We start from the raw sequence: 15758 nt of genomic DNA, 5'->3' as shown, positions 1-15758 counted from the left end.
CCTCCGCTGCCGGCCATGGTAGAGCGCGGGGCTGCCATGGCCTATGCCTCCGCCGGCCTACCTCTAAAGGGGCAGAGGGCGAGACGCGGCTCAGCCGGCGTTGCGCAGGTGCTCCATCGCCCACACCGCGGCCTTGACCCGCGAGCGCAGGCCGAGCTTGTGCAGCAGGTTCTTCACATGGACCTTGACCGTGCCTTCGGTGATGCCCAGCTTGTGGCCGATGACCTTGTTGCTGTAGCCGCTGGCGATGGTCTTGAGCACCTGGCGCTCGCGTTCGGTCAGCTCCACTTCCGGCTGGCGCGGCGGTGAACGCAGGGCCTGGGCCATGACCCGGGTCAGCCCCGGGCTGATCACCAGGGCGCCGTTCAGCGCATCGCGCAGGTACTGGATCAGCAGCTCGGGTTCCATGTCCTTGAGCAGGTAGCCGTCGGCGTCCAGGCGCAGGGCGTCGCGAATGTCGTCCTCGGCGTCGGACACGGTGAACAGCAGCACCTTGCCGCGATAGTCCATGGTCCGCAGGCGGCGCAGGGTCTCGATGCCGTTGAGTTGCGGCATGTTGTTGTCGAGCAGCACCAGGTCGGGCTGCAACGGCTCGATCAGGCCCAGGGCTTCTTCGCCGTGGCTGGCCTCGCCGACGATCTGCAGGTCGTCTTCCAGTTCGAGCATCTGGCGGATGCCGCGACGCATCATCGGATGGTCGTCGACCAGCAGGATCCGGTAGGTGGGGGATGGGTTCATGCGGCGCTACCTTCTGTGGGGACTCCGAGAAACTCCGGACGGAATTCCATCTGCACCAGGGTGCCCTGGGGCGTCCTGGAAAAAATCTGCAACTGGCCATGCAGGCTGCGGGCCCGCTCATCCATGATGTTCAGGCCGTGGTGTTCGCGCTGGTTGCCGCTGGTGTCGTGGCCGCCGCTGAAGCCGCGGCCATCGTCCTCGATCGACAGGCGCAGGGTTTCGCCGTGCTGGCGCAGTTGCAGCCAGACATTCTCCGCGTGGGCGTGGCGCAGGCAGTTGGAAAGCGCCTCGCGGGTGATCTGCAACAGGTGGATCTGCTCGCTGGCCGACAGCTCGAAAGCCAGGCTGTCGAGCTGCAGGTGCACCTGGAAATCGCCGCGGCGCGAGAACTCCTCGGTGGTCGCTTCGAGCTCGCGCACCAGCCCGGCATCGTGGATCTGCAGGCGAAAGGTAGTCAGCAGTTCGCGCAGTTGGCGGTAGGCATTGTTTACCCCTTCGCGCAGTTCGGCGGTGACGTTCTCCAGGGTGCTCACCGGTTCGCCACGGCGCATCAGGGTTTGCATGCGGCTGACCTGCAGCTTCATGTAGGACAGGGCCTGGGCCAGGGAGTCGTGGAGCTCGCGGGCGATGATCGCGCGCTCCTCGAACAGCAGCAGGCGATGGTCCTGTTCGCGCTGGCGCTTGAGCGACAGCGAGGTGCCGATCAGGTTGGCCAGGGCCTGGATCAGTTCGGTTTCCCAGGCTTGCGGGGCATGGCCGTCGAGGAAGTGCGCCTTGAGCTCGCCCAGTTCGCTGCCCTGGTTGCTGATGCTGAAGCTCTGCCGGCTGATGGACTGGTGGCGCTGGCAGCTGGCGCAATCGCTGACCGCGCAGACATCCCGGCTGCTGGCGCCATGCAGGGCGATCAGCTGCTGCGCCGGGGCCTGCAACTGGCCTTGCAGGCACAGCGACAGGCGCAGCCCCGGCAGGCGCTGCTGGAAACGCCGGATCAACTCGTCCAGGCCTTCGGCGTTGGCCAGCCGCGTGGCCAGGCTGCGGCTGCTCTGGTACAGCAGCTCGAGGGCGGCATTGGCCTGTTGCAGGTTATGGGTCTTTTGCCGCACCAGGGTTTCCAGGGTGCGGTGGGATTGCTCGATGGTCTCGGCCATGGCGTTGAAGCTGGTGGCCAGCTGGCCCAGCTCGTCCTGGGACTGGTGGTTGACCCGCACCTGGAACTCGCCGCGACGAAAACCCTGGGTGGCTTCCACCAGTTCCTGCAACGGCGTGACCACGCTGTATTGCAGCTCGTACAGGCCCAGCAGCAGGACGAACAGGGTGGTGAACAGCGCCGCGCCCTGGATCAGCTGTTGCCAGGTCTGCTTATGTTCGCTCTGGCGTTGCAGCAGGCTGACGAACTGGTTCAGCTGTTCGACGAAGGGCAGGGCCAGGGCCTGGAACGCCGCGGCATCTTGGCGTTCCAGGGCCGGCTGCAATTCGTCGTTCCAGCGTTGCTGGATCTGCCGGTAGCTGCCCAGCAGGTCGGGGTCGGCGCCGTCTTCCAGCACGGCCCTGAGCGACTGGCTGTCGAGGCGCTGTTGCAGGCTCTGGCGGATACGCTGGAGGTCTTCGGCGCTGGCGCCGGCGGCCAGCTTCCAGCTCAGGTGGTAGGTCTCCATGCGCACCGAGCCCGCGGTATTGATGGCCGCCGCGTCGCCCTGGCTGAACCAGGCGATCAGCCCGGCGCTCAGGGAACTGGCCAGCGCCAGCACGGCGATCAGGATCACCGCCAGGCCGGCGCGGGCGGGCAGGGAGCTGCGCAGCCAGCGGATCATGGGCGCGGGCCACAGCTGAGCAGGCTGTGGATGAATGAGGGGAGGGCAGGCATGGACGGCTCCAGGGGCGGCTGGCGATGGTTTTGCCGCCGGTCCCTGGCGCTCTACCTCTAAAGAGTTGTTGTCCATCGGATCCGTGCAAGCGCCTCGTGGAGCCAAGGCAAGAGCCTGATAAACAAAGGGTTCAGAGGTTTTTCGGCACTACCTCGTTGGAGGTAGGCGGCGCAAGCATAGGCCCGTGAGGCCCCGGGCTTCATTGACCCGGGTCAAGTTTTTACCGGGTTCGCCTCTCTAGTCTGCGGCCATGAATGACTGACTGGAGAGCGAGATGACCCAACCGCGTGTGCGACAAGGCCTGGTGCTGGGCATGAGTACGCTGGCCTTCACCGTGTGCTTCATGGTCTGGATGATGTTCGCGGTGCTCGGGGTGCCGATCAAGGAGCTGCTCCAGCTCAACGAAACCCAGTTCGGCCTGCTGGCCGCCACCCCGGTGCTCACCGGTTCGCTGGCGCGCCTGCCGCTGGGCCTGCTGACCGACCGCTTTGGCGGGCGCAGCGTGTTCTTCCTGCTGATGCTGTGCTGCGTGTTGCCGCTGTACCTGATCAGCCACGCCACGGCCTACTGGCAGTTCCTGGTCCTGGGCCTGTTCGTCGGCCTGGCCGGCGGTTCGTTTTCGGTGGGCATCGCCTACGTCGCCAAGTGGTTCGACCAGGACAACCAGGGTTTCGCCATGGGCATCTTCGGCGCCGGTAACGCTGGTGCCGCGCTGACCAAGTTTCTCGCCCCGGCGCTGATCGCCGCCGGCAGCTGGCAACTGGTGCCAAAGGCCTTCAGCGCCATCCTGTTCATCACCGCGCTGCTGTTCTGGTTTCTCAGCGCCGACAACAAGGCCCACCGCAGTGCCTCCGGCGCCACCTTGCGCGAGCAGTTGGGCGCGCTGAAGGACCCGGCGGTGTGGCGCTACTGCCAGTACTACTCGATCGTCTTCGGCGGCTACGTGGCCCTGGCGCTGTGGATGACCCAGTACTACGTGCAGGAATACGGTTTCAGCCTGCAGAGCGCGGCGCTGCTGGCCGCCTGTTTCTCCCTGCCGGGCGGCGTGCTGCGCGCCGTCGGCGGCTGGATGTCGGACCGCTGGGGCGCCCAGAGCGTGACCTGGTGGGTGCTCTGGGTCAGCTGGATCTGCCTGTTCCTGCTGTCCTACCCGCAGACCCAGCTGCAAGTGCACACCGTCGATGGCTCCCTGGATTTTCACATCGGCCTGAGCCCGGCGCTGTTCACCGTGCTGCTGTTCGTCATGGGCATCGCCTTCGCCTTCGGCAAGGCCTCGGTGTTCAAGTACATCGCCAACGACTACCCACAAAACATGGGCGCGGTGTCCGGCATCGTCGGCTTGGCCGGCGGCCTCGGCGGCTTCGTCCTGCCGATCCTGTTCGGCGCCCTGGTGGACCTCACCGGCGTGCGCTCTTCCTGCTTCATGTTGATGTACGGCGTGGTCTGGGTGTCGCTCACCTGGATGTACTTCAGCGAAATCCGCAAGCGCCCGCTGCTGGGCAAACAGCCGCCGGCCACCTCGTCCCCGTTTTCCAGCATTGCCCAAGGAGAAGAACATGTCGGTTCTTAACAAGCCCGATTCAGGCCCGGTGATTCATGACTGGCGCCCGGAAGACCCCGCTTTCTGGGGGCGCAGCGGCAAGCAGACAGCGACCCGCAACCTGTGGATCTCGATTCCCGCGCTGCTCTTGGCCTTTGCCGTGTGGATGGTCTGGAGCACGGTGATCGTGCGCCTGAACGCCATCGGCTTCAGCTTCAGCACCGACCAGCTGTTCTGGCTGGCGGCGCTGCCGGGGCTGTCCGGCGCCACCTTGCGGGTGTTCTATTCGTTCATGGTGCCGATCTTCGGCGGCCGCCGCTGGACCGCCCTGAGCACCGCCTCGCTGCTGCTGCCGTCGCTGTGGATGGGCTTTGCCGTGCAGGACCCGAACACCCCCTACAGCGTATTCGTGCTGATCGCGCTGCTCTGCGGTTTCGGCGGCGGCAACTTCGCCTCGAGCATGTCCAACATCAGCTTCTTCTACCCCAAGTCGCAGCAGGGCACGGCCCTGGGCCTGAATGCCGGGCTGGGCAACCTCGGGGTGTCGGTGATGCAGTTCTGCGTGCCGCTGGTGATCACCTTCGGCCTGTTCGGCTGGCTCGGCGGGCAGCCCCAGGTGCTGGCCGATGGTAGCCAGCTGTGGCTGCAGAATGCCGGCTTTCTTTGGGTGCCGTTCATTATCGCGGTGACCCTGCTGGCCTGGTTCGGCATGAACGACCTGTCCAGCGCCAAGGCCTCGTTCAGCGAGCAGGCGGTGATCTTCAAGCGCAAGCACAACTGGCTGATGTGCTGGCTGTACCTGGCGACCTTCGGCTCGTTCATCGGCTTCTCGGCGGCCTTTCCGCTGCTGATCAAGACTGCGTTCCCGGAGGTGGTGGCGCTGAAATTCGCCTTCCTCGGCCCGCTGGTGGGCGCCCTGGTGCGGCCGCTGGGCGGCTGGCTGGCGGACAAGCTGGGCGGTGCCCGGGTCACCTTGTGGAACTTCGTGGCGATGATCGTGATGGTCTTCGGGGTTCTTCATTTTCTCCCGCACAACGGCGCCGGCGGCAACTTCTACGGCTTCCTCGGCCTGTTCATGCTGCTGTTCATCACCACCGGCATCGGCAACGGCTCCACCTTCCGCATGATCCCGGTGATCTTCCGCACCCTGCACGAAAAGGCCGCCGCCGGGCAAAGCGCCGCGGTGCGCGAGCAGGCGCTGAAAAACGCCGGCAAGGAGTCGGCCGCGGTTCTCGGCTTCAGCTCGGCCATGGGCGCCTTCGGTGCGTTCTTCATCCCCAAATCCTTCGGCACTTCCATGGCCCAGACCGGCGGCCCGGAGATGGCCTTCTACATGTTCGTCGGCTTTTACCTGAGCTGCATTGTGGTGACCTGGTGGTGGTACGCGCGCAAAGGCGCGGCGACTCCCTGCTGACACGACCCGAATCCAAACCTTGCCGGCGGGGCACAGAACCCCGCGGCAAGCCTGAGAGGAAAGCACCATGAGTCATTTGTTGGATCAACTGCGGTTCTTCAACCGCAAGCAAAGCGAGTTCGCCGAGGGCCACGGGGAGACCCGCAAGGAATCCCGCGACTGGGAGAACGTCTACCGCTCGCGCTGGCAGTACGACAAGATCGTGCGCTCCACCCACGGGGTGAACTGCACCGGTTCCTGCTCGTGGAAGATCTACGTGAAGAACGGCCTGATCACCTGGGAAACCCAGCAGACCGACTACCCGCGCACCCGCAACGACCTGCCCAACCACGAGCCGCGCGGCTGCCCGCGGGGCGCCAGCTACAGCTGGTACATCTACAGCGCCAACCGCCTGAAGTACCCGAAGATCCGCAAGCCGCTGCTCAAGCTGTGGCGCCAGGCGCGCCAGAGCCTGGCGCCGGTGCAAGCCTGGGCGAGCATTGTCGAGGACCCGGCCAAGGCCGAGTCCTACAAGAGCAAGCGTGGCATGGGCGGCTTCATCCGTTCCAGCTGGGATGAGGTCAACGAGATCATCGCCGCGGCCAACGTCTACACCATCAAGCAGTACGGCCCCGACCGGGTCGTCGGTTTCTCGCCGATCCCGGCCATGTCGATGGTCAGCTACGCCGCTGGCGCCCGCTACCTGTCGCTGATCGGCGGCGCCTGCCTGAGCTTCTACGACTGGTACTGCGACCTGCCGCCGGCTTCGCCGATGGTCTGGGGCGAGCAGACCGACGTGCCGGAATCGGCCGACTGGTACAACTCCAACTACATCATCGCCTGGGGGTCCAACGTTCCGCAGACCCGTACCCCCGACGCGCACTTCTTCACCGAGGTGCGCTACAAGGGCACCAAGACCGTGGCCATCACCCCGGACTATTCGGAAGTGGCCAAGCTCACCGACCTCTGGCTCAACCCCAAGCAGGGCACCGACGCGGCGCTGGCCCAGGCCTTCAATCATGTGATCTTCAAGGAATTCCACCTCGACCGCCCGAGCGCCTATTTCACCGAGTACGCCAAGCGCTACACCGACCTGCCGGTGCTGGTGCTGCTCAAGCCGATGCTCGGCACCGCGCCGGGGGCCGGCTACCAGCTGGACCGTTTCCTGCGCGCCTCGGACCTGGCCGGCAACCTCGGCCAGGACAACAACCCGGAATGGAAAACCATCGCCATCGACGCCAGCGGCGAGCTGGTGTCGCCCCAGGGCTCCATCGGCTATCGCTGGGGCGAGCAGGGCAAGTGGAACATCCTCGCCCGCGAAGGCGGCGAGGGCCGCGAGATCGACCTGAACCTGAGCCTGATCGGCGGCGATGTCGCCGAGGTGGCCTTCCCGTACTTCGCCGGCGAAACCCAGGAGCACTTCCAGCATGTGGCCGGCGACGCCGTGCAATACCGCCGGGTGCCGGTGCGCAGCCTGACCCTGGCCGACGGCAGCCAGGCCAAGGTCGCCACGGTGTTCGACCTGTCGGCGGCCAACCTGGCCATCGACCGTGGCCTGGGCGGCGCCAACGTGGCCAAGGATTACGACGACGCCAGCGTGCCCGGCACCCCGGCCTGGCAGGAGCAGATCACCGGCGTCAGCCGCGAGAAAGCGATCCAGATCGCCCGCGAGTTCGCCGACAACGCCGACAAGACCCGTGGCCGCTCGATGATCATCGTCGGCGCGGCGATGAACCACTGGTACCACATGGACATGAACTACCGCGGGCTGATCAACATGCTCATGCTCTGCGGTTGCGTCGGCCAGACCGGTGGCGGCTGGGCCCACTACGTGGGCCAGGAAAAACTCCGCCCGCAATGCGGCTGGCTGCCCCTGGCCTTCGGCCTGGACTGGAGCCGTCCGCCACGGCAGATGAACGGCACCAGCTTCTTCTACGCCCACAGCTCGCAATGGCGCCACGAGAAGATGAGCATGCACGATGTGCTCTCGCCGCTGGCCGACAAGAGCCAGTTCCCCGAGCACGCCCTGGACTACAACATCCGCGCCGAACGCGCCGGCTGGCTGCCCAGCGCGCCGCAGCTCAACAGCAACCCGCTGCACATCTGTCGCGACGCCGCCGCAGCCGGCATGGCGCCCAAGGACTATGTGGTCAAGAGCCTGCACGAAGGCAGCCTGCGTTTTGCCTGCGAACAGCCGGACAGCCCGCAGAACTTCCCGCGCAACATGTTCATCTGGCGTTCCAACCTGCTGGGCTCCTCGGGCAAGGGCCACGAGTACATGCTCAAGTACCTGCTCGGCACCCGTAACGGGGTGATGAACGAGGACATCGGCCAGGTCGGCGACTGCAAGCCGCAAGAGGCCGAATGGGTGGACCAGGGCGCCATCGGCAAGCTCGACCTGGTCACCACCCTGGACTTCCGCATGTCCTCGACCTGCGTGTATTCCGACATCGTCCTGCCGACCGCCACCTGGTACGAGAAGGACGACATGAACACCTCGGACATGCATCCCTTCATCCACCCGCTGTCGGCGGCCATCGACCCGGCCTGGGAATCGCGTTCCGACTGGGAGATCTACAAGGGCATCGCCAAGGCGTTTTCCAGCATGGCGGTGGGGCACCTCGGGGTGGAGCAGGACCTGGTCACCGTGCCGCTGATGCATGACAGCGTCGGCGAACTGGCCCAGCCGTTCGGCGGCACCGACTGGAAAACCGCCGGCGTGGCCCCGCAGCCGGGCAAGAACGCGCCGAACCTGCAAGTGGTGGAGCGCGACTACCCGAACATCTACAAGCAGTTCACCTCCCTCGGGCCGCTGCTGGAGAAACTCGGCAACGGCGGCAAGGGCATCAACTGGAACACCGACAAGGAGGTGAAATTCCTTGGCGAGCTGAATTACCGCGAAGGCGCGGCGGGCATCAGCCAGGGCCGGCCGAAGATCGACACGGCGATCGACGCCGCCGAGGTGATCCTGTCCCTGGCCCCGGAAACCAATGGCCATGTGGCGCTCAAGGCCTGGGCCGCGCTGTCCGCGTTCACCGGCATCGACCACAGCCACCTGGCGCTGTCCAAGGCCCACGAGGCGATCCGCTTCCGCGATATCCAGGCGCAGCCGCGCAAGATCATTTCCAGCCCCACCTGGTCGGGCCTGGAGGACGATCACGTCAGCTACAACGCCGGCTACACCAACGTCCACGAGAACATCCCGTGGCGCACCATCACCGGCCGCCAGCAGTTCTACCAGGACCACCCGTGGATGCAGGCGTTCGGCGAACAGCTGATGAGCTACCGGCCGCCGGTCAACACCCGGACCATCGAGGCGGTGAAGGGCAAGCGCACCAACGGCCACCCGGAAATCGTCCTGAACTGGATCACCCCGCACCAGAAATGGGGCATCCACAGCACCTACAGCGACAACCTGCTGATGCTCACCCTGAGCCGTGGCGGGCCGATTGTCTGGCTCTCGGAAATCGACGCGCAACGCGCCGGCATCGAGGACAACGACTGGATCGAATGCTTCAACGCCAACGGCGCGGCGACCGCCCGGGCGGTGGTCAGCCAGCGGGTCAAGGAGGGCATGGTGATGATGTACCACGCCCAGGAACGGATCGTGAACGTGCCCGGTTCCGAGACCACCAAGACCCGCGGCGGCCACCACAACTCGGTCACCCGGGTGGTGCTCAAGCCGACCCACATGATCGGCGGCTATGCCCAGCAGGCCTACGGTTTCAACTATTACGGCACGGTCGGTTGCAACCGCGACGAGTTCGTCGTGGTGCGCAAGATGGCCCGCGTCGACTGGCTCGATGGCTCGGACGGCGATGAGCTGCCACGCCCTCTGCCGACCGAGATGGATTGAGGAGTTGTCATGAAGATTCGTTCACAAATCGGCATGGTCCTGAACCTGGACAAATGCATCGGCTGCCATACCTGCTCGATCACCTGCAAGAACGTCTGGACCAGCCGCGAAGGCATGGAATACGCCTGGTTCAACAACGTCGAGACCAAGCCCGGGATCGGCTACCCGAAAGAATGGGAAAACCAGGACAAGTGGAAGGGCGGCTGGGTGCGCAACGCCAACGGCTCGATCAACCCACGGATCGGCGGCAAGTTCCGGGTGCTGGCGAACATCTTCGCCAACCCTGACCTGCCGAGCCTCGACGACTACTACGAGCCGTTCGACTTCGACTACCAGCACCTGCACACCGCGCCCCTGGGCGACCACCAGCCGACCGCGCGGCCGCGTTCGGTGGTGTCCGGCAAGCGCATGGAAAAGATCGAGTGGGGGCCGAACTGGGAGGAGATCCTCGGCAGCGAGTTCGCCAAGCGGCGCAAGGACAAGAACTTCGACCAGATCCAGGCGGACATCTACGGCGAGTACGAAAACACTTTCATGATGTACCTGCCGCGCCTGTGCGAGCACTGCCTGAACCCGGCGTGCGCGGCGTCCTGCCCGAGCGGGGCGATCTACAAGCGTGAGGAGGACGGCATCGTCCTGATCGACCAGGAGAAGTGCCGCGGCTGGCGCATGTGCATCAGCGGCTGCCCGTACAAGAAGATCTATTTCAACTGGAAGAGCGGCAAGTCGGAGAAGTGCATCTTCTGCTACCCACGGATCGAGGCGGGCATGCCCACCGTGTGCGCCGAGACCTGTGTCGGGCGCATCCGCTACCTCGGCGTGCTGCTGTATGACGCCGACCGTATCGCCGAGGTGGCGAGCACCGCCAGCGAGCAGGACCTGTACCAGAAGCAGCTGGAGATCTTCCTCGACCCGCATGACCCGGCGGTGATCCGCCAGGCCCTGGAAGACGGGGTGCCGCAGTCGGTGATCGACGCCGCGCAGCGTTCGCCGGTGTACAAGATGGCGGTCGACTGGAAACTGGCGCTGCCGCTGCACCCGGAATACCGCACCTTGCCGATGGTCTGGTATGTGCCGCCGCTGTCGCCGATCCAGAACGCCGCGGCCGCCGGCACCGTGGGTATGAACGGGGTGATCCCGGATGTCGACAGCCTGCGCATCCCCCTGCGTTACCTGGCCAACCTGCTGACCGCGGGCGACGAGAAACCGGTCAAGCGCGCCCTCAAGCGCCTGCTGGCGATGCGTGCCTACAAGCGCGCCGAACAGGTCGAAGGCGTGCAGGACCTGCGGGTGCTCGAAGAGGTTGGCCTGAGCGTGAGCCAGGTCGAGGAGATGTACCGCTACCTGGCCATCGCCAACTACGAAGACCGCTACGTGGTGCCCAGCGCGCACCGCGAGGAGGCCATGAGCGACGCCTTCGCCGAGCGTTCCGGTTGCGGCTTCAGTTTTGGTAGCGGCTGCAGCGGCAGCTCCGACACCAACATGTTCGGGGCGAAGAAGGCCAACCGCCGCGACGTCCTGAAAACCGTGCAGCTGTGGGAGGAATGAGCATGCGCATCCTTAAAGTGATTTCGCTGCTGCTCGACTACCCGAGCGCAACCCTGGTCGAGGGCCGCGACGAACTGGAGCAGGCGATCATCCAGGCCCGGGAAATCAGCCCGAAGCAGCGCGGCGCGCTGTTCGAGCTGCTGGAACTGATCTGCAACAACGACCTGATGGATGGCCAGGAGCACTACGGTGCGCTGTTCGGTCGTGGCCGCTCGCTGTCGCTGCTGCTGTTCGAGCATGTGCACGGCGAGTCCCGCGACCGCGGCCAGGCCATGGTCGACATGCTCGCCCAGTATGAAGCCGCCGGCTTTGCCATCGGCATCAAGGAGCTGCCGGACTACATCCCGCTGTACCTGGAGTTCCTCTCCACCCGCGACGACCTCGAGGCCCGCGAGGGCCTGGCCGATGTCGCACACCTGCTGGCCTTGCTCGCGGCGCGCCTGGAGGAGCGCGAGAGCGCCTACGCCAGTTGCTTGCGCGCCTTGCTGCAGATCGCTGGCGAGGAGCCGCACCAGGCGGTGGCCGACCTGCGCGAGCAGGTGGCGGCCGAGCCGCGCGACGACTCCCTCGAAGCCCTGGACAAGGTCTGGGAAGAGGAGGCAGTGGACTTTCTCAAGGCCGAGCAGCAGGAACGTTGCAGCGCCATGCCAAGCGCGCCGGGCAAGCCCCGGGAGGAAAGCGCGGTACCGCTGCACTGGGTGGATTTTCAGCATCAGGGGCTGGCCGCCACGCCAGCCGGGGAGGTGGGCAATGTCTAAGTGGAATCTGTTGGTGTTCGGGATCTATCCCTATGTCGCCCTGGCGATCTGCCTGCTGGGCAGTTGGGCGCGCTTCGACCTGTCGCAGTACAGCTGGAAGGCCGGCTCCAGCCAGATGCTCGACAACCGCGGCATGCGCGTAGCCAGCAACCTGTTCCATGTCGGCGTGCTGTTCGTCCTGGCCGGGCACTTCGTTGGCCTGCTGACCCCGGCCTCGGTCTATCACCACGTGATCAGCACCGAGCACAAGCAGTTGCTGGCGATGGTTTCCGGCGGCTTCTTCGGCCTGCTGTGCCTGATCGGTTTGCTGATGCTGATCAAGCGCCGCCTCACCGATCCGCGCGTGCGCGCCACCTCGAGCCCCTCGGACATCCTGATCCTGCTGGTGCTGCTGGCGCAGTTGCTGCTGGGCCTTTTGACCATAGTCGCCTCCACCGCCCATATGGACGGCTCGGTGATGGTGATGCTCGCCGACTGGGCGCAGAACACCGTGATGTTGCGGCCCATGGACGCGGCGGCGGCCATCGCGCCGGTCGGCCTGACCTACAAGCTGCACGTGTTCCTCGGCCTGACCCTGTTCGTGCTGTTCCCCTTTACCCGCCTGGTGCACATGGTCAGCGCGCCGGTCTGGTACCTGGGGCGGCGTTATCAAATCGTTCGGCAGAAAATCTGAGGAGGCAGTCATGTCAGGTGGATGTGGATGTGGCGGCGGTAAAGGCGGCAGCGGCGGTTGCGGGTCTTCGGCTCGCGAAGAACCGCTGGTGCCAGAGAGTGAAGTGGAAGTGGGCGTGCAGGCTTTCACGCCGCCGGGCCATGAGCCCGTGGCCGCTGACGAGGCGCCTGTGCAACTGATCGCCAGCAGCGAGCAGGAGTGGCCGATCATCAGCGTCAACCAGGTGCCGATCACCCCGCAGGCGCTGGCCCAGGAGCTGCAATATCACCCGGCGGCCAGCCGCGAGGAGGCGGTGTACCAGGCGGCCAGGGCGCTGGTGATCCGCGAGCTGTTGCAGCAGCGCATCGCCGAACTCGGCCTGACCCTGCAGATCGGCGCCGGCGAGAACGAGGAAGAGGCCGCCACCCGCTTGCTGCTCGAACGCGAGGTGCAGGTGCCGGAGTGCGACGAGGCCACGTGCTGGCGTTACTACGACAACAACCGCGGGCGCTTTCACAGCGCGCCGTTGCTGGCGGTGCGGCACATCCTCCTCGAATGCGCGCCGGACGATGCCGGCGCGCGCAGCACGGCCCAGGTCCAGGCGGAGATTTTGCTGCAACGCCTGGACGAGCAGCCCGACAGTTTCGCTGCCCTGGCGCTGAAGTATTCGGCCTGCCCGTCGAAGGCCCAGGGCGGCTCCCTGGGGCAGATCAGCAAGGGCCAGACCGTGCCGGAACTGGAGCGCCAGTTGTTCGGTCTGGCGACGGGGCTGGCGGCCAAGCCGCTGGAAAGCCGTTACGGCTGGCATGTGGTCAGCGTCGACCAGCGGGTCGAGGGCCAGGCGCTGCCTTACGAGGTGGTGGCGACGGCGATCCGCAACCAGCTGCAACAGGGCGTCTGGCAGAAGGCTGTGGTGCAGTACCTGCAAACCCTGATCGGCGCCGCGGACATTCGTGGCATTCAGCTGCAAGGCGCCGACTCGCCGCTGGTGCAGTAAGGGGAAGGCCATGAGCAAGATGATGCAGGACGGCTTCGGGCGGCAGATCGATTACTTGCGGATGTCGGTGACCGATCGTTGCGATTTTCGCTGTGTGTATTGCATGGCGAAGAACATGACCTTCCTGCCGCGCCAGCAGGTGCTGACCCTGGAGGAGCTGCAGCGGCTGGCGGCGCTGTTCGTCGGCCAGGGCGTGCGCAAGATCCGCCTCACCGGCGGCGAGCCGCTGATTCGCCCGGGCATCGTCGACCTGTGCCGCAACATCGCCGCCTTGCCGGGCCTGCGCGAACTGGTGATGACCAGCAATGGCTCGCAACTGGAACGCCTGGCCCGGCCGCTGGCGGAGGCCGGGGTCAAGCGCATGAACATCAGCCTCGATAGCCTGGACGGGCAGAAGTTTCGCGCCATCACCCGCAACGGCGATCTCGACCCGGTGCTGCGCGGCATCGAGGTGGCGCGCGGGGCGGGGTTCGAGCGGGTCAAGCTCAACTGCGTGGTGATGAAGGGCCGCAACTTCGAGGAGGTGCCGCAACTGGTGCAGTACGCCATTGAGCAGGGCATCGACATCAGCTTTATCGAGGAAATGCCCCTGGGCGATGTCGGCCGTTCCCGGGGCGAGTCTTTCTGTTCCAGCGATGAGGTGCGGGCGCTGATCGCCAGCCGCCATGCCTTGCTCGACAGCACCGAGAACAGCGGCGGCCCGGCGCGTTACGTGCGCCTGGAGCGCCATCCGCGGACGCGCATCGGTTTCATCTCGCCCAACAGCCATAACTTCTGTGGCAGCTGCAACCGGGTGCGGATGACGGTCGAAGGCAAGCTGTTGCTGTGCCTGGGGCAGGACGATGCCCTGGACCTGCGTGGTTTGCTGCGGCGGTATCCGCTGGACGATCAGCCGTTGATCGATGCCTTGCAGCAGGCTTTGCGGCGTAAGCCATGGCGCCACGACTTTAGCCCCGGAGGTACGGTGCAGTTGGTGCGGTTTATGAATATGAGTGGGGGGTGAGGCGGTGTGTATATCCGTTGCTGCGGTAACGGCTACCTAAGGTTCCGCCCTTACGGCGGCTTACTTTTGAAAAGCACAAAAGTAAGCAAAACGCTTTGCCCCACCACTCGGCACCTCGCTGAGGCTCGGTGTGCCCGAACGAAGGCATTACGGAGCGGGCCGCCGCCACGGGCCATCCATGGCCCGGGGCGGCTAAACCGGCATCCCTGCCGGTTTACCCGCTCCGTAATACCTCCGTTCGGCCAGCGTGGTTAACGGGGCGTCAGAGATCAAGATCAAAAGCCAAAGCCAAAACACAGCCTTCGCCGGGCGAAGCTTGCGGCTTTTGCCACCCTACGGCTCTTCTGCCAGACACGGCCGTTGATGGACGGATTTGGTCGGTCAGACAACACGCTTTGTGTAGCCGCTGCCGAGCACAGCGAGGCTGCGATCGGCCCGCAGGGCCGCTAAACCTGACACCTCGTAGGATCTGGGGAAACGCGGTGCCTGCCTGGCGAGTCCTTCGGCCTCGATCGCAGCCTCGCTGTGCTCGGCAGCGGCTACAGGGCCCGCGTTCTCAACCAGGCCGGCTGTCTCGCGTCAGCCAAAGCCCGAACAGAGTCAAAACCGGGCGAAGCTTGCGGCTTTCGCCACCCTACGGCTCTTCTACCGGACACGGCTGTTGATGGACGGATTTGGTCGGTCAGACAACACGTTTTGTGTAGCCGCTGCCGAGCGCAGCGAGGCTGCGATCGGCCCGCAGGGCCGCTAAACCTGACACCTCGTAGGATCTGGGGAAACGCGGTGCCTGCCTGGCGAGTCCTTCGGCCTCGATCGCAGCCTCGCTGTGCTCGGCAGCGGCTACAGGGGATGTGCTCTCAACCAGGCCGGCTGTCTCGCGTCAGCCAAAGCCCGAACAGAGTCAAAGCCGGGCGAGGCTTGCTGTTTTTGCCACGCTACGGCTCTTCTGCCGGACACGGCCGTTGATGGACGGATTTGGCCGGTCAGGCAACACGTTTTGTGTAGCCGCTGCCGAGCAGCAGCGAGGCTGCGATCGGCCCGCAGGGCCGCTAAACCTGACACCTCGTAGGATCTGGGGATACGAGGTGCCTGCCTGGCGAGTCCTTCGGCCTCGATCGCAGCCTCGCTGCGCTCGGCAGCGGCTACAGGGCCCGCGTTCTCAGCCAGGCCGGCCGGCAGGCCGCCGTCTTGCTTTTGATCTGAGCGCCCCGTTAACCACGATGGCCGAACGCAGGCATTGAGCCGTGGGTAACCCGGCAGGGATGCCGGGTTAGCCGCCCCAGGCCATGGATGGCCTGTGGCGGCGGCCCACGGATCAATGCCTTCGTTCGGGCACGCCGAGCCTAGGCGAGGCGCCGAGTGGTGGGGCAAGAGCGTTTTGCTTACTTTTGCGCTTTTCAAAAGTGAG

Annotated in this window: 10 protein-coding genes; 8 read left to right on the top strand and 2 right to left on the bottom strand. The window is 65.4% G+C overall.

Annotated elements, in window-relative coordinates; genetic code table 11:
• Positions 1-90 precede the first annotated feature (90 nt).
• Positions 91-738, bottom strand: a complete 648-nt coding sequence (gene narL, locus DK261_RS11490; RefSeq protein WP_110175718.1) for a two-component system response regulator NarL — start codon at positions 736-738, stop codon at positions 91-93.
• Positions 735-2549 carry a HAMP domain-containing protein gene (locus tag DK261_RS11485; protein ID WP_053269275.1) on the bottom strand — a complete coding sequence of 605 codons (1815 nt, stop codon included), beginning with the start codon at positions 2547-2549 and terminating at the stop codon, positions 735-737. The genes narL and DK261_RS11485 overlap by 4 nt, the downstream gene beginning before the upstream one ends.
• Positions 2550-2877: 328 nt before the next feature.
• Between DK261_RS11485 and DK261_RS11480 the strand changes: the two genes are divergently transcribed.
• The 8 genes from DK261_RS11480 to moaA all read left to right on the top strand — a co-directional run bounded on the left by DK261_RS11480 (position 2878) and on the right by moaA (position 14350).
• Positions 2878-4173, top strand: coding sequence for a nitrate/nitrite transporter (locus DK261_RS11480; protein ID WP_101282671.1), 1296 nt, complete (start codon positions 2878-2880; stop codon positions 4171-4173).
• A complete protein-coding gene (locus DK261_RS11475) occupies positions 4160-5557 on the top strand; it encodes a NarK family nitrate/nitrite MFS transporter (protein WP_101282670.1) in 1398 nt (465 codons plus the stop codon). The genes DK261_RS11480 and DK261_RS11475 overlap by 14 nt, the downstream gene beginning before the upstream one ends.
• Positions 5558-5624: 67 nt before the next feature.
• Entirely contained in the window at positions 5625-9392 is a 3768-nt protein-coding gene (locus tag DK261_RS11470; RefSeq protein ID WP_110175717.1) for a nitrate reductase subunit alpha, read from the top strand.
• 9 nt (positions 9393-9401) lie between these two features.
• Positions 9402-10940 carry a nitrate reductase subunit beta gene (gene narH / locus DK261_RS11465; RefSeq protein WP_110175716.1) on the top strand — a complete coding sequence of 513 codons (1539 nt, stop codon included), beginning with the start codon at positions 9402-9404 and terminating at the stop codon, positions 10938-10940.
• A 2-nt stretch (positions 10941-10942) separates the two neighbouring features.
• Complete coding sequence (narJ, locus tag DK261_RS11460; protein WP_110175715.1) at positions 10943-11698, top strand: nitrate reductase molybdenum cofactor assembly chaperone; 756 nt, start codon at positions 10943-10945, stop codon at positions 11696-11698.
• A complete protein-coding gene (gene narI, locus DK261_RS11455; RefSeq protein WP_009049445.1) occupies positions 11691-12371 on the top strand; it encodes a respiratory nitrate reductase subunit gamma in 681 nt (226 codons plus the stop codon). Before narJ ends, narI begins: the two co-directional genes overlap by 8 nt.
• 10 nt (positions 12372-12381) lie before the next feature.
• A complete protein-coding gene (locus tag DK261_RS11450) occupies positions 12382-13347 on the top strand; it encodes a peptidylprolyl isomerase (RefSeq protein ID WP_110175714.1) in 966 nt (321 codons plus the stop codon).
• A 10-nt stretch (positions 13348-13357) separates the two neighbouring features.
• Positions 13358-14350 carry a GTP 3',8-cyclase MoaA gene (moaA, locus tag DK261_RS11445; protein ID WP_110175713.1) on the top strand — a complete coding sequence of 331 codons (993 nt, stop codon included), beginning with the start codon at positions 13358-13360 and terminating at the stop codon, positions 14348-14350.
• Positions 14351-15758 lie beyond the last annotated feature (1408 nt).

The sequence above is a fragment of the Pseudomonas sp. RW409 genome (genome assembly GCF_003184125.1).
Classification (GTDB): domain Bacteria; phylum Pseudomonadota; class Gammaproteobacteria; order Pseudomonadales; family Pseudomonadaceae; genus Aquipseudomonas; species Aquipseudomonas chlororaphis_I.
Note: the sequence above shows the minus strand (reverse complement) of the source record. Positions and strands in the feature narration are given on the sequence as shown.